The following is a 15012-nucleotide window of genomic DNA, read 5'->3' as shown; positions in this document are numbered from 1 at the left end:
CGTAGCGTCAACCGAACCATCGACCCAGAAAACCGCGGTCCCGCAAGATGGCTTTGGCGGCATTGTGGCCCGGTGCGCCGGTTACACCGCCGCCCGGGTGGGTCCCCGAACCGCACATATAAAGACTCTTTAACGGGCCCTTGTAATTGGCAGATCCGATTACCGGCCGTGCTGTCCAAAGCTGGTCGAGAGACATGCGACCATGAAATATATCACCGCCGACCAGACCGAATTTGCGTTCGAGATCGAGCGGGGACAGCGCCATTTGTCCCAGGATCAGCTTGCGAAAGCCCGGTGCATGAGCTTCGACAACGTCCAGTATCGCATCTACTGCTGCGCGGCGTTCATCGTCCCAGTTGCGGCCCACGGGCAATTCAGGGGCAAATTGTTGGCAAAACAGACTTGCGACATGCTGGCCGGCAGGGGCAAGACTGTCATCGACAAGACTGGGTATCAACATCTCGACAACCGGCTGGCGCGACCAGCCGTATCGACGCGCGTCCTGATAGGCCCGGTCCATATAGTCGAGCGAGGGTGCCATGATGATCCCGGATTTCAGATGATCCCCGGTGCCGGGAAGGTCGATAAACTCGGGTAAGCCGTCGAGCGCCAGATTCATCCGGAAACTACCGGAGCCACATTGATAGCCGGCCATCATATTGCGAAAATCGGCGGGCAGGTCGACGGGATCGATCAGGCGGTCATAGAGCAGTTTCGGGCCGACATTGGCGATGATCTTTCGCGCATGGATTTGCTCGCCGCCGACCGTACAAATACCGATCGCGATCCCATTCTCGACAAGCAGTTTTGCCACCGGCGTTGCGAGACTGATTTCGACCCCGGCTTCTATACAGGCATCGGCCATGAGCTCGGTAATCCGCCCCATGCCACCGATCACATGGCCCCATTGCCCCTGCTTGCCATTGACCTCGCCGAAGACGTGGTGGAGCAGAACATAGGCGCTGCCCGGCGTATCGGGGCTGGCATAATTGCCGACAATCGCATCAAAACCGAAGGCCGCCTTGATCGGCGCGCTTTCAAACCATTGGTCCAGCAGTTCGCGTGCGCTCAGCGTGAACAATTTGATGATTGCATGCTGTTCCTGCAACGATAGTCGGGTGAACCGGCGGGCCGCCTTGATCCCCGCCAACATGGCATGGCCACCGCCTCCGACATTGGGGGGAATTTCCAGCGCCAGATCGCGTAATATGGCAGCCGCCGATTCCAGCATCTCGTAATATTGCGGCAAGCGCGCCGCGTCGGACGTGGAAAATCGCGCAATCTCCTTTTGCGTGGCTTCAAGCGAGCCGCCGAGGAGCAAATATTCACCCTCGCCCAGCGGCAGGAAGTTGCTTTTCGGTCGCTCGATAACCCGATAGCCGCGTTCCACCAGACCCATGTCGGCAATGATTTTCGGCTGGAGCAGCGAGACCGTGTAGCTGGCAGTGCTGTTGCGAAAGCCCGGATGGAATTCTTCGGTCACCGCCGCGCCACCGATCACATCGCGCGCTTCCAATATCCGGACCTTCATTCCGGCGCGTGCGAGATAATAAGCGCAGACCAGGCCGTTATGGCCCCCGCCGATGATCAATGCGTCCGGTGAATATGAATTCATGGTGGTTCGAAACCTACCGTTGGGCGATCCTGGCAGCAACCGGCAATTGGTTTGAATGACGTTTTCTCTGCGGCGATACGCCTGCGATCCGGAAGGTTTGTGCAAATCGAAACGGAATGATAGGATCGGAGAAATTTGAATCAAATAAGGAATGTTTTGGATGAGATCTTTTTTGCTGACTGCCGCGTCTGCCCTGGCTTTGTCTGCCGTCGCCACTGCGCCCGCAGCCCATGCGCAAACCGTTGAAACCGCAACCGAGGCAAAAGAGGATATCAACAGCCAGCTATCAGAATTTTTCAAGGATTATGATGATCAGGAACTGACGCATTCCCCCGTTTCCAAAGCCTATCGTGGTATAAGGGATGCCGATTATGGCAAATGGGACGACCCGAGCGATGCTGCCGAAGTGGCGCAATATGAACGTGGCCAGATGGCGCGCGCGCAGATGGAAGCGGAATTTTCCCAAGATCAATTGAGCGAAGCCAGCCAGCTGAGCTATCGTCTGTTTCAGGCGCGGGCCGAGCGTTCGAGCAACGCCTTTCCCTTCCGTCACAACGCCTATATTTTTGACCAGATGAATGGCGTGCAAAGCCAGATACCGGCGTTCATGATCAATATTCATCGGGTGTCGAGCAAAGCGGACGCGGAAGCCTATGTCAGCCGCCTTGGTGCGGCAGGCCCGTTGATCGAGTCTCTGGTAGCACAGTCGGCCGAACGGGCGGACGATGGTATCATCGTTCCTGACTGGGTATTTCCCTATGTAATCGCCGACGCAAAAAATGTGATCAGCGGTGCGCCGTTCGGCGAAGGTGATGATTCTCCCATTTTTGCCGATCTCAAAAAGAAGGTGATGGCGCTCGATATCCCTGATGCGGAAAAATCCGCGCTGGTTGCGCGCGGCACGGCGGCATTGAACGATAGCCTCAAGCCGGCCTACGAGAAATTGATTGTCGAAATGGAACGCCAGCAGGCAATGGGTGTCGAAGGCGACGGTATCTGGCGGTTCAAAGACGGCGCTGCCTATTATGCCGAGCGGTTGAACAATTATACGACCACCGATCTGACGGCAGACGAAATCCATCAAATTGGACTCGAAAATGTTGAGCGGATTCACGGACTGATGCGCAAAATCATGGCCGATGTCGGTTTTGACGGCGACCTGCAGGATTTCTTCCAGCATTTGCGAGCCGGGGACGAATTTTATTATGGCACGCGCGAAGCCTATCTGGCGGATGTTGATGACAAGCTGGCGGCGATGGAAGCCAGGCTGCCGGAGTTTTTCAACACGTTGCCCAAAGCGCCGCTGGTCATCAAACCGGTCGAGGCTTTTCGCGAGAAATCAGCGGGCAAGGCGTTTTACAACGGTCCGGCACCCGATGGCTCACGCCCCGGGACCTATTACGTCAACCTCTATAATCTGCGCAGCATGTCCAAGACCGAGCTGGAAGCGCTAGCGTTTCACGAGGGTTTGCCGGGTCATCATCTGCAAAGATCGATCCAGACAGAACTTGGCGATTTGCCGCCCTTCCGGAGATTTGGCGGATGGACTGCCTATACCGAAGGCTGGGGTCTCTATTCGGAGGAACTCGGCAAGGATATGGGCTTTTACGAGGACCCATATAGCGATTTCGGCCGCCTCGGGATGGAATTGTGGCGGGCCTGCCGGCTGGTTGTCGACACCGGCATCCATCACAAGCGCTGGAGCCGCGAGGAAGCCATTCAATATCTGACGGACAATACGCCCAATCCCGAAGGTGATATCCGCAAGGCGATCGAGCGCTATGTCGTCTACCCGGGTCAGGCGACGGCCTATATGATCGGCAAGCTCAAAATCCTCGAGCTTCGTGGCCGGGCACAGGAAGCGCTGGGTGACAAGTTCACCATGGGCGAATTCCACGATGTGATCCTGAACAGTGGTCCGGTGCCGCTCGATATTATGGAAGAACGGGTGAACGCGTGGATAGACTCGAGCAGCTGAGTTGGGGCAGCATTCAGGCACCGTGGCCTGAATAGTCAAACGTTCTGAATGAATCTGTCGTTTTTATCCAATTAATCAATGTGATTAGAGGTGCATAGATGGCTTGCGACCCGAAGGGCTCTCGCCATCGCTCAGGTGATGGCATGTGGGTTCTTTTCCTTATTGGCCTGACTATTAATTTAGTCAGGCCTTTTTTTTGTCTTTGTTTTCCAGCTATAAAGGCGCATTCATATGTTATCTGAACCTGGGGAGGGACAGATCAAGGGGTCGTAGCTTGGTTAGTTTGAGATATTTTGCGCCTGCAGAGGATGTCCGGGATCTGGTCTCGGTCTATTATTTGTTCGAGGTGGATCAGGCGCGTTTTGCCGATAACGAGCGAGCAGCCATCGCACAATTGCGCTTTCTGCTGGAAGGCAGTGCAGTCATCAGTTTCGCAGACGGCAGCCGTTTTCCGGCCAAAGACACAATGTTGCAGGGGCCTTCAACGGGAGCGATGCATTTTGACGTGACCGGTCCGTTCCGGATGTTCGGAGTGGGCATATTGCCAGGCGGCTGGGCCATTTCCACTAGAAAATCGGCAGCAGATTATACCGATCGGGCGGTTAACGCGGCCGAGGTGTTCAGTCAGGAAATTGACAAGAATCTTGAATATTTGCGGGGATGTCAGACCCCGGAAGAGATGGTGGCCTGGGCGGACAAGATTTACCGGGCACTGAAACCGCGCCTGAAGCCGGAAACGGCTGCGTTCACCAAGATGATCGACGAATGGCTGTCGTCGGAACCCTCGCCGCCGGTCAGCCGGCTGATGGAACAGTCGTCGCAAAGCTCCCGGCAGGTCCTGCGCACGGTGAACAAGCTCTATGGCATGCCGCCCAAATATCTCGCGCGAAAATATCGCGCCTTGCGCGCGGCGCGAGCCTATGCCGAGCATAATGAAGAGGAATTGCTGGAACTGGTCGATGCCTTTTACGACCAGTCGCACATGATCCGCGAAGTGAAATTCTTCGCTGGTGTGACCCCGACCCAGCTGCGGGTGGGCGAAGGCGAAACCGCCCGGCTGATCGACCAGCGCGGTAACCTGAAGGGCCAGATTGCACCGCTGACTTCCGATACGTGATTGGAAGAATTGGAAGCATGTTTTCTGCTTTTTTCGAACCGCTTGACGCCGCGCTACGCTTGCAATGTTGGATAAATGAGACTAAATCAGTCTTGTTTAGATTTTAACCCCCAATGATTCGAGAAAAATGCGCCTTTCCAACCTTGCCGACTATGCCGTAGTCCTGATGTCCGCCGCCGCGCGCCATTGCGGTGCTGCGCTGCTCGCGGAAGGGAAGCTCAACGCGACCAAGCTCTCGCAGGAGACTGGCGTTCCGCTGCCAACGGCGAAGAAACTGGTTAGCCGCTTGACGGCCGCCGGGCTGTTCGAATCGACGCGCGGTATTGGCGGCGGTATCCGGCTGGCCCGGCCCCCTTCCGCGATCAGTCTTGCCGATATTGTCGAGGCGGTCGAAGGCCCGCTGGCGATCACCAGTTGCACCATCGACGGCAATCATGATTGTGTGTTGGAGGACGGCTGCACCGTGAAACCCCATTGGGGCGTTGTGAACCGCACAATCCGCAAGGCGCTGGCCGATGTCAGCCTGGCAAGCCTGTCGGATTTGCCAGTCGCCCCCAAAATTCGAATAATGGAAAAAGCATGATGAGCGAAGACGTCAAAACATCTGATTATGATGCCGAACGCACGGAAATGAATGCCGAGGCGCAGGAAGCGGTCGACAAGGCGAGCGCCTATGAGTTCGGCTGGTCGTCGGACATCGAGCAGGATTTCGCGCCCAAGGGTCTGAACGAAGACACGGTGCGGTTCATTTCCGACAAGAAGGGCGAGCCCGAGTGGATGCTGGACTGGCGTCTCAAGGCTTTTCGTCAGTGGGAAAAGATGGAATCACCGGACTGGGCAAAGCTCGAAATCCCGATGATCGACTATCAGGATGCTTATTATTACGCCGAGCCGAAGCCGAAGGAAAAGCTGGGTTCGCTTGATGAAGTCGATCCCGAAATCCTGCGCATCTATGAAAAGCTTGGCATCCCGATCGAGGAGCAAAAGGTTCTCGCCGGCGTCGAAGGCGCGCGCAAGGTTGCTGTGGACGCGGTGTTCGACAGCGTGTCGGTGGCGACCACCTTCCGCAAGGAACTGGAAGACGCAGGCGTGATTTTCCGCTCGATCTCGGAAGCGATCAAGGAATATCCCGAACTGGTCAAAAAATATCTCGGCAAGGTTGTGCCGATGCACGACAATTATTTCGCCACGCTCAACTGCGCCGTGTTTAGCGACGGCACCTTTGTCTACATTCCCAAGGGCGTGAAATGTCCGATGGAGCTGAGCACCTATTTCCGGATCAATGCGGAAAATACCGGCCAGTTCGAGCGGACACTAATTGTCGCCGAAGCCGGCAGCTACGTCTCCTACCTCGAAGGCTGCACCGCGCCGATGCGCGACGAGAACCAGTTGCACGCCGCGGTGGTCGAACTGGTCGCGATGGATGATGCGGAGATCAAATATTCGACCGTGCAAAACTGGTATCCCGGCGACGAGAACGGCAAGGGCGGCATCTATAATTTCGTCACCAAGCGCGGCCTCTGCCAGGGCAAGAACAGCAAGATCAGCTGGACCCAGGTCGAGACCGGCAGCGCGGTCACCTGGAAATATCCGAGCTGCGTGCTGAATGGCGAGGGCAGCGTTGGCGAATTTTACTCCGTCGCGCTGACCAATAATTATCAGCAGGCCGATACCGGCACCAAGATGATCCACAATGGCAAGAACACTCGTTCGACGATCATCTCCAAGGGCATCAGCGCCGGTCACAGCGACAATACCTATCGTGGTCTGGTGCGGGTTGGTCCCAATGCGGAAAATGTTCGTAACTTTACCCAGTGCGACAGCCTGTTGCTCGGCGACCAGAGTGGTGCGCACACGGTGCCCTATATCGAGGTCAAGAACCCGACCGCGACGATCGAGCATGAAGCGACCACCAGCAAGATTAGCGACGACCAGATGTTCTACGCCCAGCAACGCGGCCTCGACACGGAAGCGGCGGTGAGCCTGATTGTTAATGGCTTTGCCAAGGAAGTGCTCAAGGAATTGCCGATGGAATTTGCGGTCGAAGCGCAGAAATTGCTGGCGATTTCGTTGGAAGGTTCGGTCGGGTGATGCGTTGCCTCTCATCCCATCGTCATGCTGAACTCGTTTCAGCATCCATCGTGCGTCAATCACTGCCTGCCCGTTTGGCGAAATGGACCCTGAAACAAGTTCAGGGTGACGAGTTTAAGAGTGAAATCGAAAGTAGAATTAATGCTAAAAATTGAAAATCTCCACGCCACAGTCGGCGACACAGAAATCCTCAAGGGGCTTTCGCTCACGCTCAACGCGGGTGAAATCCATGCGATCATGGGACCCAATGGTGCGGGCAAGTCGACGCTGGCTTATGCGCTGGGCGGACGGCCCGGTTATGAAGTGACCGCTGGCTCCGCGACATTTGACGGACAGGATTTGCTCGCACTCGATCCGCACGAGCGGGCCGCGGCGGGTATCTTCCTCGGCTTTCAATATCCGGTCGAAATTCCCGGCGTTTCCAACCTGCAATTTCTGCGCGAAAGCCTGAATGCACAGCGGCTGGCGCGCGGCGAAGAGGCGCTCAACGGCGCGGAGTTCATCAAGCTCGCCAAGGAAAAGGCGGCGCTGCTGAAGATGGACATGGATATGCTCAAACGGGCGGTCAATGTCGGTTTTTCCGGCGGCGAGAAGAAGCGAAACGAGATGGTGCAGATGGGGATTCTCGATCCCAAGCTGGCGATCCTCGACGAGACCGACAGCGGCCTCGACATCGATGCGCTGCGGACGGTCGGGAACGGAATCAATTCGATCATGCGCAAGCCCGACAAGGCGGTGTTGCTGATCACCCATTATCAACGCCTGCTCGACGAAGTGAAACCCGATTTTGTCCATGTTCTGGCGAACGGCCGGATTGTGAAGACCGGCGGGCCGGAACTGGCGCTGCAGCTCGAGAATGAAGGCTATGAAGCGATCGCGGAGGCGGCATGATGTTGTCTGAAGCATCTTTCCTCCCCGTGTCCGCAGGACATGGGGAGGTGGCGCGCCGCAGGCGTGACGGAGGGGCGGTTCGCGCATTACCCCTCCACCATGCTTCGCATGGTCCCCCTCCCCATGCCTTCGGCACAGGGAGGAACGTGATATGAACGCTCCGCTCCCTACGCGTCGTGACGAAGCCTGGCGCTATGCTGACCTCAAGGCGCTTGAAACCGTTTGGGCGAAGCTCGACGGACCAGAGAAAATCATAGTGCCGGCGGGCGAAACTGTTTCGCGTCAGATTTCCGAACTTCCGGTGATCGACGGCGTAGGCATGATCGACCTTGATGTCACCATTGGCGACAAGGCGACGTTCAACATCCATGTGCTGGCGCATAATGCCGACTATGGCCGGATTCAGGTCAAGGCGACTTTGGGCAATGGCTCGCATTTTGAGCTGGGTGGCGCGATTCTCGGGTCGGGCAAGCAGACGCTGGAAATCGTTACCGAGACCATTCACGCCGAACCGAATGCGACCTCCAACCAGGTGGTGCGCTCGGTACTGGCGGACACGGCGACCGGAAGTTTTCTCGGCAGTATCAATGTTGCCCGCCACGCGCAGAAAACCGATGCGGCGCAGTCGGTCAAATCAATGCTGCTCGATCGCGGTGCGACTGCCAATGCAAAGCCCGAGCTGGAAATTTTCGCCGACGATGTGAAATGCGCCCATGGCGCGACCGTTGGTGAACTCGACAAACAGGCGCTCTTCTACCTCGCCTCGCGCGGCCTGCCGCCGGCGCTGGCCAAGAAGCTGATGCTGCAGGCGTTCATTGCCGATGCCTTTGTGTCGCTTGATGATGATGCGGCGCGGGACGCGATCGAGGGCAAGGCGCTTGAGGTGTTGGAGGCTTTGTCGTGAGCCAGAGCAGCTCTCTTCCGTTCGCTTCGAGCGAAGTCGAGAAGCCGGTTGTGGCCGATAGCGGTGTCTCGACTGCGCTCGACACGAACAGTGTTGCACCATCTTACCGCGCCGACTTCCCCGGCATAGCCGCTGACTGGCACTATCTCGACTCTGCCGCCACCGCGCAGAAACCCAAAGCCGTGCTCGACGCCATCGCCCGCGCCTACGGCCCGGATTACGCAACCGTCCACCGCGGCGTCTACGCTCGCTCCGCCAATATGACGCTCGCCTATGAAGCCGCGCGCAAACGCGTCGCCGGCTTTCTTGGCGCTGCATCCGAGAATGAAATCGTCTTCACCAGCGGCGCGACCGACAGTATCAATCTGGTCGCCGAAAGCTGGGGCAACAAATATATTGCCAAGGGCGACCGCATCATGCTGTCGCAGCTGGAGCATCATTCGAACATCGTGCCGTGGCAGATGCTGGCCGAGCGGGTCGGCGCGCATATTGATGTCGCGCCGCTGACCGGTGATGGCCAGATTGATCTCGACTGGCTCGAGGAACATCTGACCGAACAGCACAAGCTGGTCGCGCTGGCGCATGTTTCCAATGTGCTCGGGTCGTTGCTCGATGCGAAACGGGCAGCGGCAATCGCACACAAGGTTGGTGCGAAGCTGTTGCTCGATGGCTGTCAGGCCGCACCGCGCCTGCCCGTCAAGGTGCAGGATCTCGGTTGCGATTTTTACGTTTTTTCGGGGCACAAAATTTACGGCCCAACCGGCATCGGGGCCCTGTGGGCGCCTTATGCGACGCTCGAAGTCATGCCACCCTGGAAGGGCGGCGGGTCGATGATCGATCGCGTGTCTTTTGACCGCACCACCTATGCGCCGCCACCGGGCCGCTTTGAAGCGGGTACGCCGCATATTGTTGGCGTGGTCGGGCTGGACGCGGCGATCCAATATGTCGAGGGCATTGGTCTCGACGTAATCTCGGCGCATGAAAATGCGACACTGGCCAAGGCGCGCGAAGCCCTGTCCGGGATCAACTCTGTGCGGGTCTTTGGCCCTGACAAGAGCATGGGTATATTGAGTTTCGCGGTCGGCGACGTGCATCCGCATGACGTCGCCACTATATTGGATGAAGGCGGCGTTGCGATCCGCGCCGGCCATCATTGCGCGCAGCCGCTGATGGACTATCTCGGCGTAGCGGCGACGGCGCGGGCGAGTTTCGGGATTTACAGTGATGACAATGATGTCGCCGCTCTGGTGGACGGCATCAATCGGGTCAGAAAGATTTTCGGGTAAGGTGACGATATGAACGAAGAACGCAAAATATTGGTCGAAGAAGTCGAGTCGGTGGAGAAACCACGGCTGGCAAAGGTCGAGGACGCTGTGGATACACCGTTCGTCTCGAGCGAAGTCGAGAGACCGGATGACAGCGAGCAAAATGTCTCGACTACGCTCGACACGAACGACAGGCCCACCCCTGTCATGGCGCCTTCGCCTTTCGAAGCGGAAAGCGATGCAGCGAAGCTCAGTCGCAAGAAGGATTATCTCGAAGGCTTTCTGGCGCAGAAACCGACTGAGGCTCCGGCCGGAGAAGCCGGTGGCGATCTCTACGAAGCGGTGATCGATACGCTGAAATCGATTTTCGATCCGGAAATCCCGGTGAATATTTATGATCTCGGCCTGATCTATGGCGTCGAGATTACGCCCGACAATCACGCGATTGTTACGATGACGCTGACCACGCCGCATTGCCCGGTCGCCGAATCGATGCCTGGCGAGATCGAACTGCAAGTCGGCAGCGTACCCGGCGTCGGCCACGCCGAAGTCAATCTCGTCTGGGACCCGCCATGGGATCCGCAGAAGATGAGCGACGAGGCGAAGCTTGAACTGGGGATGTTGTAATATAAAGCCCTCTCCCCTTCAGGGGAGAGGGTTGGGAGAGGGGGATGTTCACCATGACTCCCCCTCCCTTGATCCCTCCCCTGAAGGGGAGGGAGAATTTGGAGCAAGACTATGACCGACACGAAAACCAAAACCCGCGAAATACCCGCCGCGATCAATCTGACGCCGGCGGCGGAGCAGCGCATTGCCGACCTGATGGCCAAGGCCCCCGACGACGCGATCGGCGTAAAGCTATCCACCCCGCGCCGCGGTTGCTCGGGCCTGGCCTATTCGGTCGACTATATCACCGAGGAAGTCCCGTTCGACGAAAAGATCGTCACCCCCGGCGGTCTGTTTTATGTCGACGGCGGCTCGGTGCTCTACCTGATCGGCAGCACGATGGACTGGGTGGAAGATGATTTCACCGCTGGTTTTGTGTTCGAGAATCCGAATGCCAAGGGCGCTTGCGGGTGTGGGGAGAGTTTTACGGTTTAGAGCTCTTAATTCGAACAATAGCCGACATGAAAAAACCCCGACGTGAAAACGCCGGGGTTTTTTAATTCTTTAAACCAGTGGAAAGGGACTTCAGACCTTCGAAGTCAGTTCCGGCACCGCATCAAACAGATCCGCAACCAGTCCGATATCCGCGACCTGGAAAATCGGTGCGTCTTCGTCCTTGTTGATCGCGACGATGATCTTGCTGTCTTTCATGCCCGCGAGATGCTGGATCGCGCCGGAGATGCCGATGGCGATATAGACTTCCGGAGCGACGATCTTGCCGGTCTGGCCGACCTGATAGTCGTTCGGGACATAGCCCGCGTCAACCGCAGCGCGCGAGGCACCGATGCCGGCGCCGAGCTTGTCTGCCAATGGCGTGATCACTTCCTCGAACTTCTCGGACGAACCCAGAGCGCGACCGCCGGAAACGATGATTTTTGCGCTGGTCAGTTCGGGGCGTTCGGACTTGGCGATTTCTTCACTGACGAAGCTGGATAGGCCAGCGTCGCTGGCGCCGCCAACGGCTTCGATGGTGCCGGAGCCGCCTTCGGTGGCCGCTTTGTCAAAAGCCGTGCCGCGAACGGTGATGACTTTCTTGGCATCCGAGGATTTGACCGTGGCGATCGCGTTGCCGGCGTAGATTGGCCGGGTGAACGTGTCTTCGCTTTCGACCGAGAGAATGTCGCTGATCTGCATGACGTCGAGCAAAGCTGCGACGCGCGGGGCGATATTCTTGCCGGTGGTGGTGGCGGGCGCGAGGAACGCGTCGTGCGTTTCCATCAGGCTGGCGATCAGCGGCGCGGCATTTTCCGCGAGCTGGTTGGCGAGCGAGGCGTCGTCGGCGACATGGACGGTGGCAATGCCAGCGACCTTGGCAACCTGTTCGGCAACGCTGGCACAGCCGGAGCCGATGACCAGAGCGTGGACTTCGCCCAGTTGCGACGCGGCGGTGACTACGGCCAGCGTCGCGTCTTTCATGTTACTGTTGTCATGTTCTACGAGTACGAGAGTTTTCATTTTGTAACTCCTTAAATCCTTGTTCCATTCCGTTCGTGCTGAGCCTGTCGAAGCACCTTGTCCCACCATCCTTCGACAAGCTCAGGATGAACGGGGGTGATTGGGCTCAAACGGTTAAATGGCTCCCACAGCTTTGAGCTTTGCGACCAGCGCGTCGACGTCTTCGACCTTTTCACCAGCCTGGCGAACCGGTGGTTCGGTGACGGTGATGGTGGTCAGACGCGGGCTGATGTCGACGCCGTAATCGGCTGGCGTTTTCTCATCCATCGGCTTTTTCTTCGCCTTCATGATGTTCGGCAGCGACGCATAGCGCGGTTCGTTGAGGCGCAGGTCGGTGGTGACCACGGCGGGCAGGTTCAGCTTGACCGTCTGCAGGCCGCCGTCGATTTCGCGTTTGACGGTGATGCTGTCGCCATCAATATCGATTTCATTGGCGAACGTGCCCTGACCCCAGCCGAGCAAGGCTGCGAGCATCTGGCCGGTCTGGTTCGAATCGTCATCGATTGCCTGCTTGCCGGTGATGACCAGCTTCGGTGCTTCTTCTTCGACGATCTTGGCGAGGATCTTGGCTACGGCGAGCGGTTCGACTTCTTCGTCGGTCACGACGAGGATCGCCCGGTCCGCACCCATGGCGAGTGCGGTGCGCAGCGTTTCCTGAGCCTTTTGCGGGCCAACCGAAACGGCGATGATTTCTTCTGCCTTGCCGGCCTCTTTCAGGCGGATGGCTTCCTCGACGGAGATTTCGTCAAACGGGTTCATCGACATTTTGACATTGGCGAGATCGACGCCGCTGCCGTCGGATTTAACCCGCGGTTTCACGTTATAATCTATGACCCGTTTTACGGGTACCAGGATTTTCATTGCTGTTTCCTTTTTTCAAATTTCACTACGCGATTAACTTACGTTCACGTAAACGTCAAGTTTTTGTGCTGCGGTGCAGCATCATCGATTTTGCCACAAGGGCATGTCCCGTTCGTAATGAGCTTGTCGAAGTACGGAATTACGCACTCCATCATCCTTCGACAGGCTCAGGACGAACGGCCTTGGTTTCCGTCCGTTCAGGCTGCTGCTTTAACCTGTGCAACAATCTTCTTCGCTGCATCGCCCAGATCATCGGCCGACACGATAGGCAGACCGCTATTGGCCAGGATTTCCTTGCCCTTCGCAACATTGGTGCCTTCCAGTCTAACGACCAGCGGCACATCCAGTTCCACTTCCTTCGCCGCGGCAACAATACCTTCGGCGATGATGTCGCACTTCATGATGCCGCCAAAGATGTTGACGAGAATGCCTTCGACCGCAGGATCGGCGAGGATGATCTTGAACGCAGCGGTGACCTTTTCCTTGGTAGCCCCGCCGCCAACGTCGAGGAAATTGGCAGGAAAGGCGCCATTGAGCTTGATGATATCCATCGTCGCCATCGCCAGACCGGCACCATTGACCATGCAGCCGATATTGCCGTCGAGCTTGATATAGGCGAGGTCGGATTTGCTGGCTTCGACTTCTGCCGGATCTTCTTCGGTCTCGTCGCGCAGCGCGGCGATGTCGGGATGACGCATCAGCGCGTTGCCGTCAAAGCTCATCTTGGTGTCGAGCACGATCAGTTGCTGATCCTCGGTCACCACCAGCGGGTTGATTTCGACCATTTCGCAATCCATCGCCATGAATGCGTCGTAGAGTTTCTTGCCGAGCTTCTGCGCCTGCTTGTTGAGGTCGCCTTCCAGCCCGAGCGCGAAAGCGATGGTCCGGCCATGATGCGGCATGAAGCCCTGAGCCGGGTCGATGGTGATCGTCTTGATTTTTTCCGGCGTGCTATGCGCTACTTCCTCGATATCCATACCGCCTTCGGTGGATACAACGATTGCAACGCGGCCACTGGCCCGGTCGACCAGCATCGAGAGGTAGAATTCCTTCTCGATATCGACGCCGTCGGTGACATAGAGCCGGTTGACCTGCTTGCCGGCGTCGCCGGTCTGGATCGTAACCAATGTGTTGCCGAGCATTTCTTCTGCATTGGCGCGCACTTCGTCGATCGATTTCGACAGCCGGACGCCGCCTTTGGCATCGGGACCCAGTTCCTTATATTTGCCCTTGCCGCGTCCACCTGCGTGAATCTGCGCCTTGACAACATAAAGCGGTCCGGGAAGTTTTCCGGCTGCGGCGACCGCTTCGTCAACGGTAAGCGCGGCATAGCCGGCAGGAACGGCGATACCGTGTTTGGCAAGCAGTTCCTTGCCCTGATATTCGTGGATATTCATGGGAAGGGTGAGCACCTTTCAAAATGGAGGTCTTGAGTCTCAAGACAAGCGATTAATTTGGCACGGCTAAAGCACAGTCAGGTCCCTATTTCCACCCTGTTTCGTGATAATTATCAGATGTCCTAGTCTGCTCCCCGACATAGCATTGACTGCAATCGACAATGTTCACGCAAATCGGGAAAATCGCCCGGATATCGGCAAAAAATTCGACTCTCCGGAATATATGCCCTTCAGCCCAGTGCTTTTACAGCGGCAGACGCATGGCGCAGCGGCGTTCGCCGGGCAGGCCGTGCTCGATTTCGAATTTGAGTATGTCGGCGAGTCTGTCCGGCAGCGCGGTCTCGTCCAGTGTCTGATAGCCCAGCTTGCGGTAGAATTGCTCGTTGAAAGGCAGGTCGCGAAAAGTTGTCAGGGTGAGCGCTGCCAAGCCGTTTTCCGTCGCATATATTTTTGCGGTCTCCAGCAAATGTCGCCCGACACCTTTGCCCTGGTGCCCGTCCTCGACCGACAGTTCGATTATGTGCAGTGCATCGCCATATATGGCCGTTGTAACAAATCCGAAACAGCGCTTTCCGGTCGCCGCTACCCAGACGGTGCCTTCGTCAATGTAAATCCGGTGTTGTTCAGCGGACATTACGGTTCCGCTGGCGATCCATTCGAGACCGGCTATGGCGAGAAACGCCTTGGCTGCCGATCTCTCGATATCCGGTAATATCGCTGCATCATCGACGGTCGCGAGTCGAATGGAGATGCCGGACATATTGGCGCCGCG

14 protein-coding genes are annotated in these 15012 nt (G+C 57.2%); 9 read left to right on the top strand and 5 right to left on the bottom strand.

All coding sequences use genetic code 11. The annotated features are described in order from the left end of the window. Nucleotides 1–7: 7 nt before the first annotated feature. On the bottom strand, nucleotides 8–1615 hold the full coding sequence (locus tag AACZ86_RS11675; RefSeq protein ID WP_339692755.1) for an NAD(P)/FAD-dependent oxidoreductase: 1608 nt from the start codon (nucleotides 1613–1615) through the stop codon (nucleotides 8–10). A 160-nt stretch (nucleotides 1616–1775) separates the two neighbouring features. Between AACZ86_RS11675 and AACZ86_RS11670 the strand changes: the two genes are divergently transcribed. The 9 genes from AACZ86_RS11670 to AACZ86_RS11630 all read left to right on the top strand — a co-directional run bounded on the left by AACZ86_RS11670 (nucleotide 1776) and on the right by AACZ86_RS11630 (nucleotide 10962). Continuing rightward, nucleotides 1776–3593 (top strand): DUF885 domain-containing protein, encoded by a 1818-nt coding sequence (locus AACZ86_RS11670; RefSeq protein ID WP_339692753.1) that lies wholly within the window; start codon nucleotides 1776–1778, stop codon nucleotides 3591–3593. Between the two features lie 274 nt (nucleotides 3594–3867). After that, nucleotides 3868–4710, top strand: a complete 843-nt coding sequence (locus AACZ86_RS11665; protein WP_339692750.1) for a DUF6597 domain-containing transcriptional factor — start codon at nucleotides 3868–3870, stop codon at nucleotides 4708–4710. A gap of 127 nt (nucleotides 4711–4837) precedes the next feature. After that, complete coding sequence (locus AACZ86_RS11660; protein WP_339692747.1) at nucleotides 4838–5293, top strand: SUF system Fe-S cluster assembly regulator; 456 nt, start codon at nucleotides 4838–4840, stop codon at nucleotides 5291–5293. Nucleotides 5294–5340: 47 nt separating this feature from the next. Continuing rightward, a complete protein-coding gene (gene sufB / locus AACZ86_RS11655) occupies nucleotides 5341–6801 on the top strand; it encodes a Fe-S cluster assembly protein SufB (protein WP_339692819.1) in 1461 nt (486 codons plus the stop codon). Between the two features lie 141 nt (nucleotides 6802–6942). Continuing rightward, nucleotides 6943–7692: a Fe-S cluster assembly ATPase SufC gene (gene sufC, locus AACZ86_RS11650; protein ID WP_339692746.1), complete on the top strand. Its 750-nt coding sequence runs from the start codon at nucleotides 6943–6945 to the stop codon at nucleotides 7690–7692. Between the two features lie 151 nt (nucleotides 7693–7843). Beyond that, complete coding sequence (locus tag AACZ86_RS11645; protein WP_339692745.1) at nucleotides 7844–8596, top strand: SufD family Fe-S cluster assembly protein; 753 nt, start codon at nucleotides 7844–7846, stop codon at nucleotides 8594–8596. A 50-nt stretch (nucleotides 8597–8646) separates the two neighbouring features. After that, nucleotides 8647–9882, top strand: a complete 1236-nt coding sequence (locus AACZ86_RS11640; protein ID WP_339692817.1) for a SufS family cysteine desulfurase — start codon at nucleotides 8647–8649, stop codon at nucleotides 9880–9882. A 186-nt stretch (nucleotides 9883–10068) separates the two neighbouring features. Next, nucleotides 10069–10488, top strand: coding sequence for an SUF system Fe-S cluster assembly protein (locus AACZ86_RS11635; RefSeq protein WP_339692815.1), 420 nt, complete (start codon nucleotides 10069–10071; stop codon nucleotides 10486–10488). 111 nt (nucleotides 10489–10599) lie between these two features. After that, nucleotides 10600–10962: an iron-sulfur cluster assembly accessory protein gene (locus tag AACZ86_RS11630; RefSeq protein ID WP_339692742.1), complete on the top strand. Its 363-nt coding sequence runs from the start codon at nucleotides 10600–10602 to the stop codon at nucleotides 10960–10962. 90 nt (nucleotides 10963–11052) lie between these two features. On the opposite strand, the gene AACZ86_RS11625 is transcribed toward AACZ86_RS11630, so the two are convergent. The 4 genes from AACZ86_RS11625 to AACZ86_RS11610 all read right to left on the bottom strand — a co-directional run bounded on the left by AACZ86_RS11625 (nucleotide 11053) and on the right by AACZ86_RS11610 (nucleotide 15000). Next, complete coding sequence (locus AACZ86_RS11625; RefSeq protein ID WP_339692739.1) at nucleotides 11053–11982, bottom strand: electron transfer flavoprotein subunit alpha/FixB family protein; 930 nt, start codon at nucleotides 11980–11982, stop codon at nucleotides 11053–11055. A 114-nt stretch (nucleotides 11983–12096) separates the two neighbouring features. Continuing rightward, nucleotides 12097–12843, bottom strand: a complete 747-nt coding sequence (locus AACZ86_RS11620) for an electron transfer flavoprotein subunit beta/FixA family protein (protein WP_339692738.1) — start codon at nucleotides 12841–12843, stop codon at nucleotides 12097–12099. A gap of 197 nt (nucleotides 12844–13040) precedes the next feature. After that, a complete protein-coding gene (gene sucC / locus AACZ86_RS11615) occupies nucleotides 13041–14240 on the bottom strand; it encodes an ADP-forming succinate--CoA ligase subunit beta (protein WP_339692736.1) in 1200 nt (399 codons plus the stop codon). A gap of 244 nt (nucleotides 14241–14484) precedes the next feature. Next, nucleotides 14485–15000 (bottom strand): GNAT family N-acetyltransferase, encoded by a 516-nt coding sequence (locus AACZ86_RS11610; RefSeq protein ID WP_339692734.1) that lies wholly within the window; start codon nucleotides 14998–15000, stop codon nucleotides 14485–14487. Nucleotides 15001–15012: the final 12 nt, after the last annotated feature.

The organism is uncultured Parasphingorhabdus sp. (assembly GCF_963975735.1).
Lineage (GTDB): Bacteria > Pseudomonadota > Alphaproteobacteria > Sphingomonadales > Sphingomonadaceae > Parasphingorhabdus.
Note: the sequence above shows the minus strand (reverse complement) of the source record. Positions and strands in the feature narration are given on the sequence as shown.

Bases quoted from the DNA above. Each gene is read 5' to 3' on its own strand.
- AACZ86_RS11675 (WP_339692755.1), bottom strand. From the start codon at position 1,615: ATGAATTCATATTCACCGGACGCATTGATCATCGGCGGGGGCCATAAC.
- AACZ86_RS11670 (WP_339692753.1), top strand. From the start codon at position 1,776: ATGAGATCTTTTTTGCTGACTGCCGCGTCTGCCCTGGCTTTGTCTGCC.
- AACZ86_RS11660 (WP_339692747.1), top strand. From the start codon at position 4,838: ATGCGCCTTTCCAACCTTGCCGACTATGCCGTAGTCCTGATGTCCGCC.
- sufB (WP_339692819.1), top strand. From the start codon at position 5,341: ATGAATGCCGAGGCGCAGGAAGCGGTCGACAAGGCGAGCGCCTATGAG.
- sufC (WP_339692746.1), top strand. From the start codon at position 6,943: ATGCTAAAAATTGAAAATCTCCACGCCACAGTCGGCGACACAGAAATC.
- AACZ86_RS11645 (WP_339692745.1), top strand. From the start codon at position 7,844: ATGAACGCTCCGCTCCCTACGCGTCGTGACGAAGCCTGGCGCTATGCT.
- AACZ86_RS11635 (WP_339692815.1), top strand. From the start codon at position 10,069: ATGGCGCCTTCGCCTTTCGAAGCGGAAAGCGATGCAGCGAAGCTCAGT.
- AACZ86_RS11630 (WP_339692742.1), top strand. From the start codon at position 10,600: ATGACCGACACGAAAACCAAAACCCGCGAAATACCCGCCGCGATCAAT.
- AACZ86_RS11625 (WP_339692739.1), bottom strand. From the start codon at position 11,982: ATGAAAACTCTCGTACTCGTAGAACATGACAACAGTAACATGAAAGAC.
- AACZ86_RS11620 (WP_339692738.1), bottom strand. From the start codon at position 12,843: ATGAAAATCCTGGTACCCGTAAAACGGGTCATAGATTATAACGTGAAA.
- sucC (WP_339692736.1), bottom strand. From the start codon at position 14,240: ATGAATATCCACGAATATCAGGGCAAGGAACTGCTTGCCAAACACGGT.
- AACZ86_RS11610 (WP_339692734.1), bottom strand. From the start codon at position 15,000: ATGTCCGGCATCTCCATTCGACTCGCGACCGTCGATGATGCAGCGATA.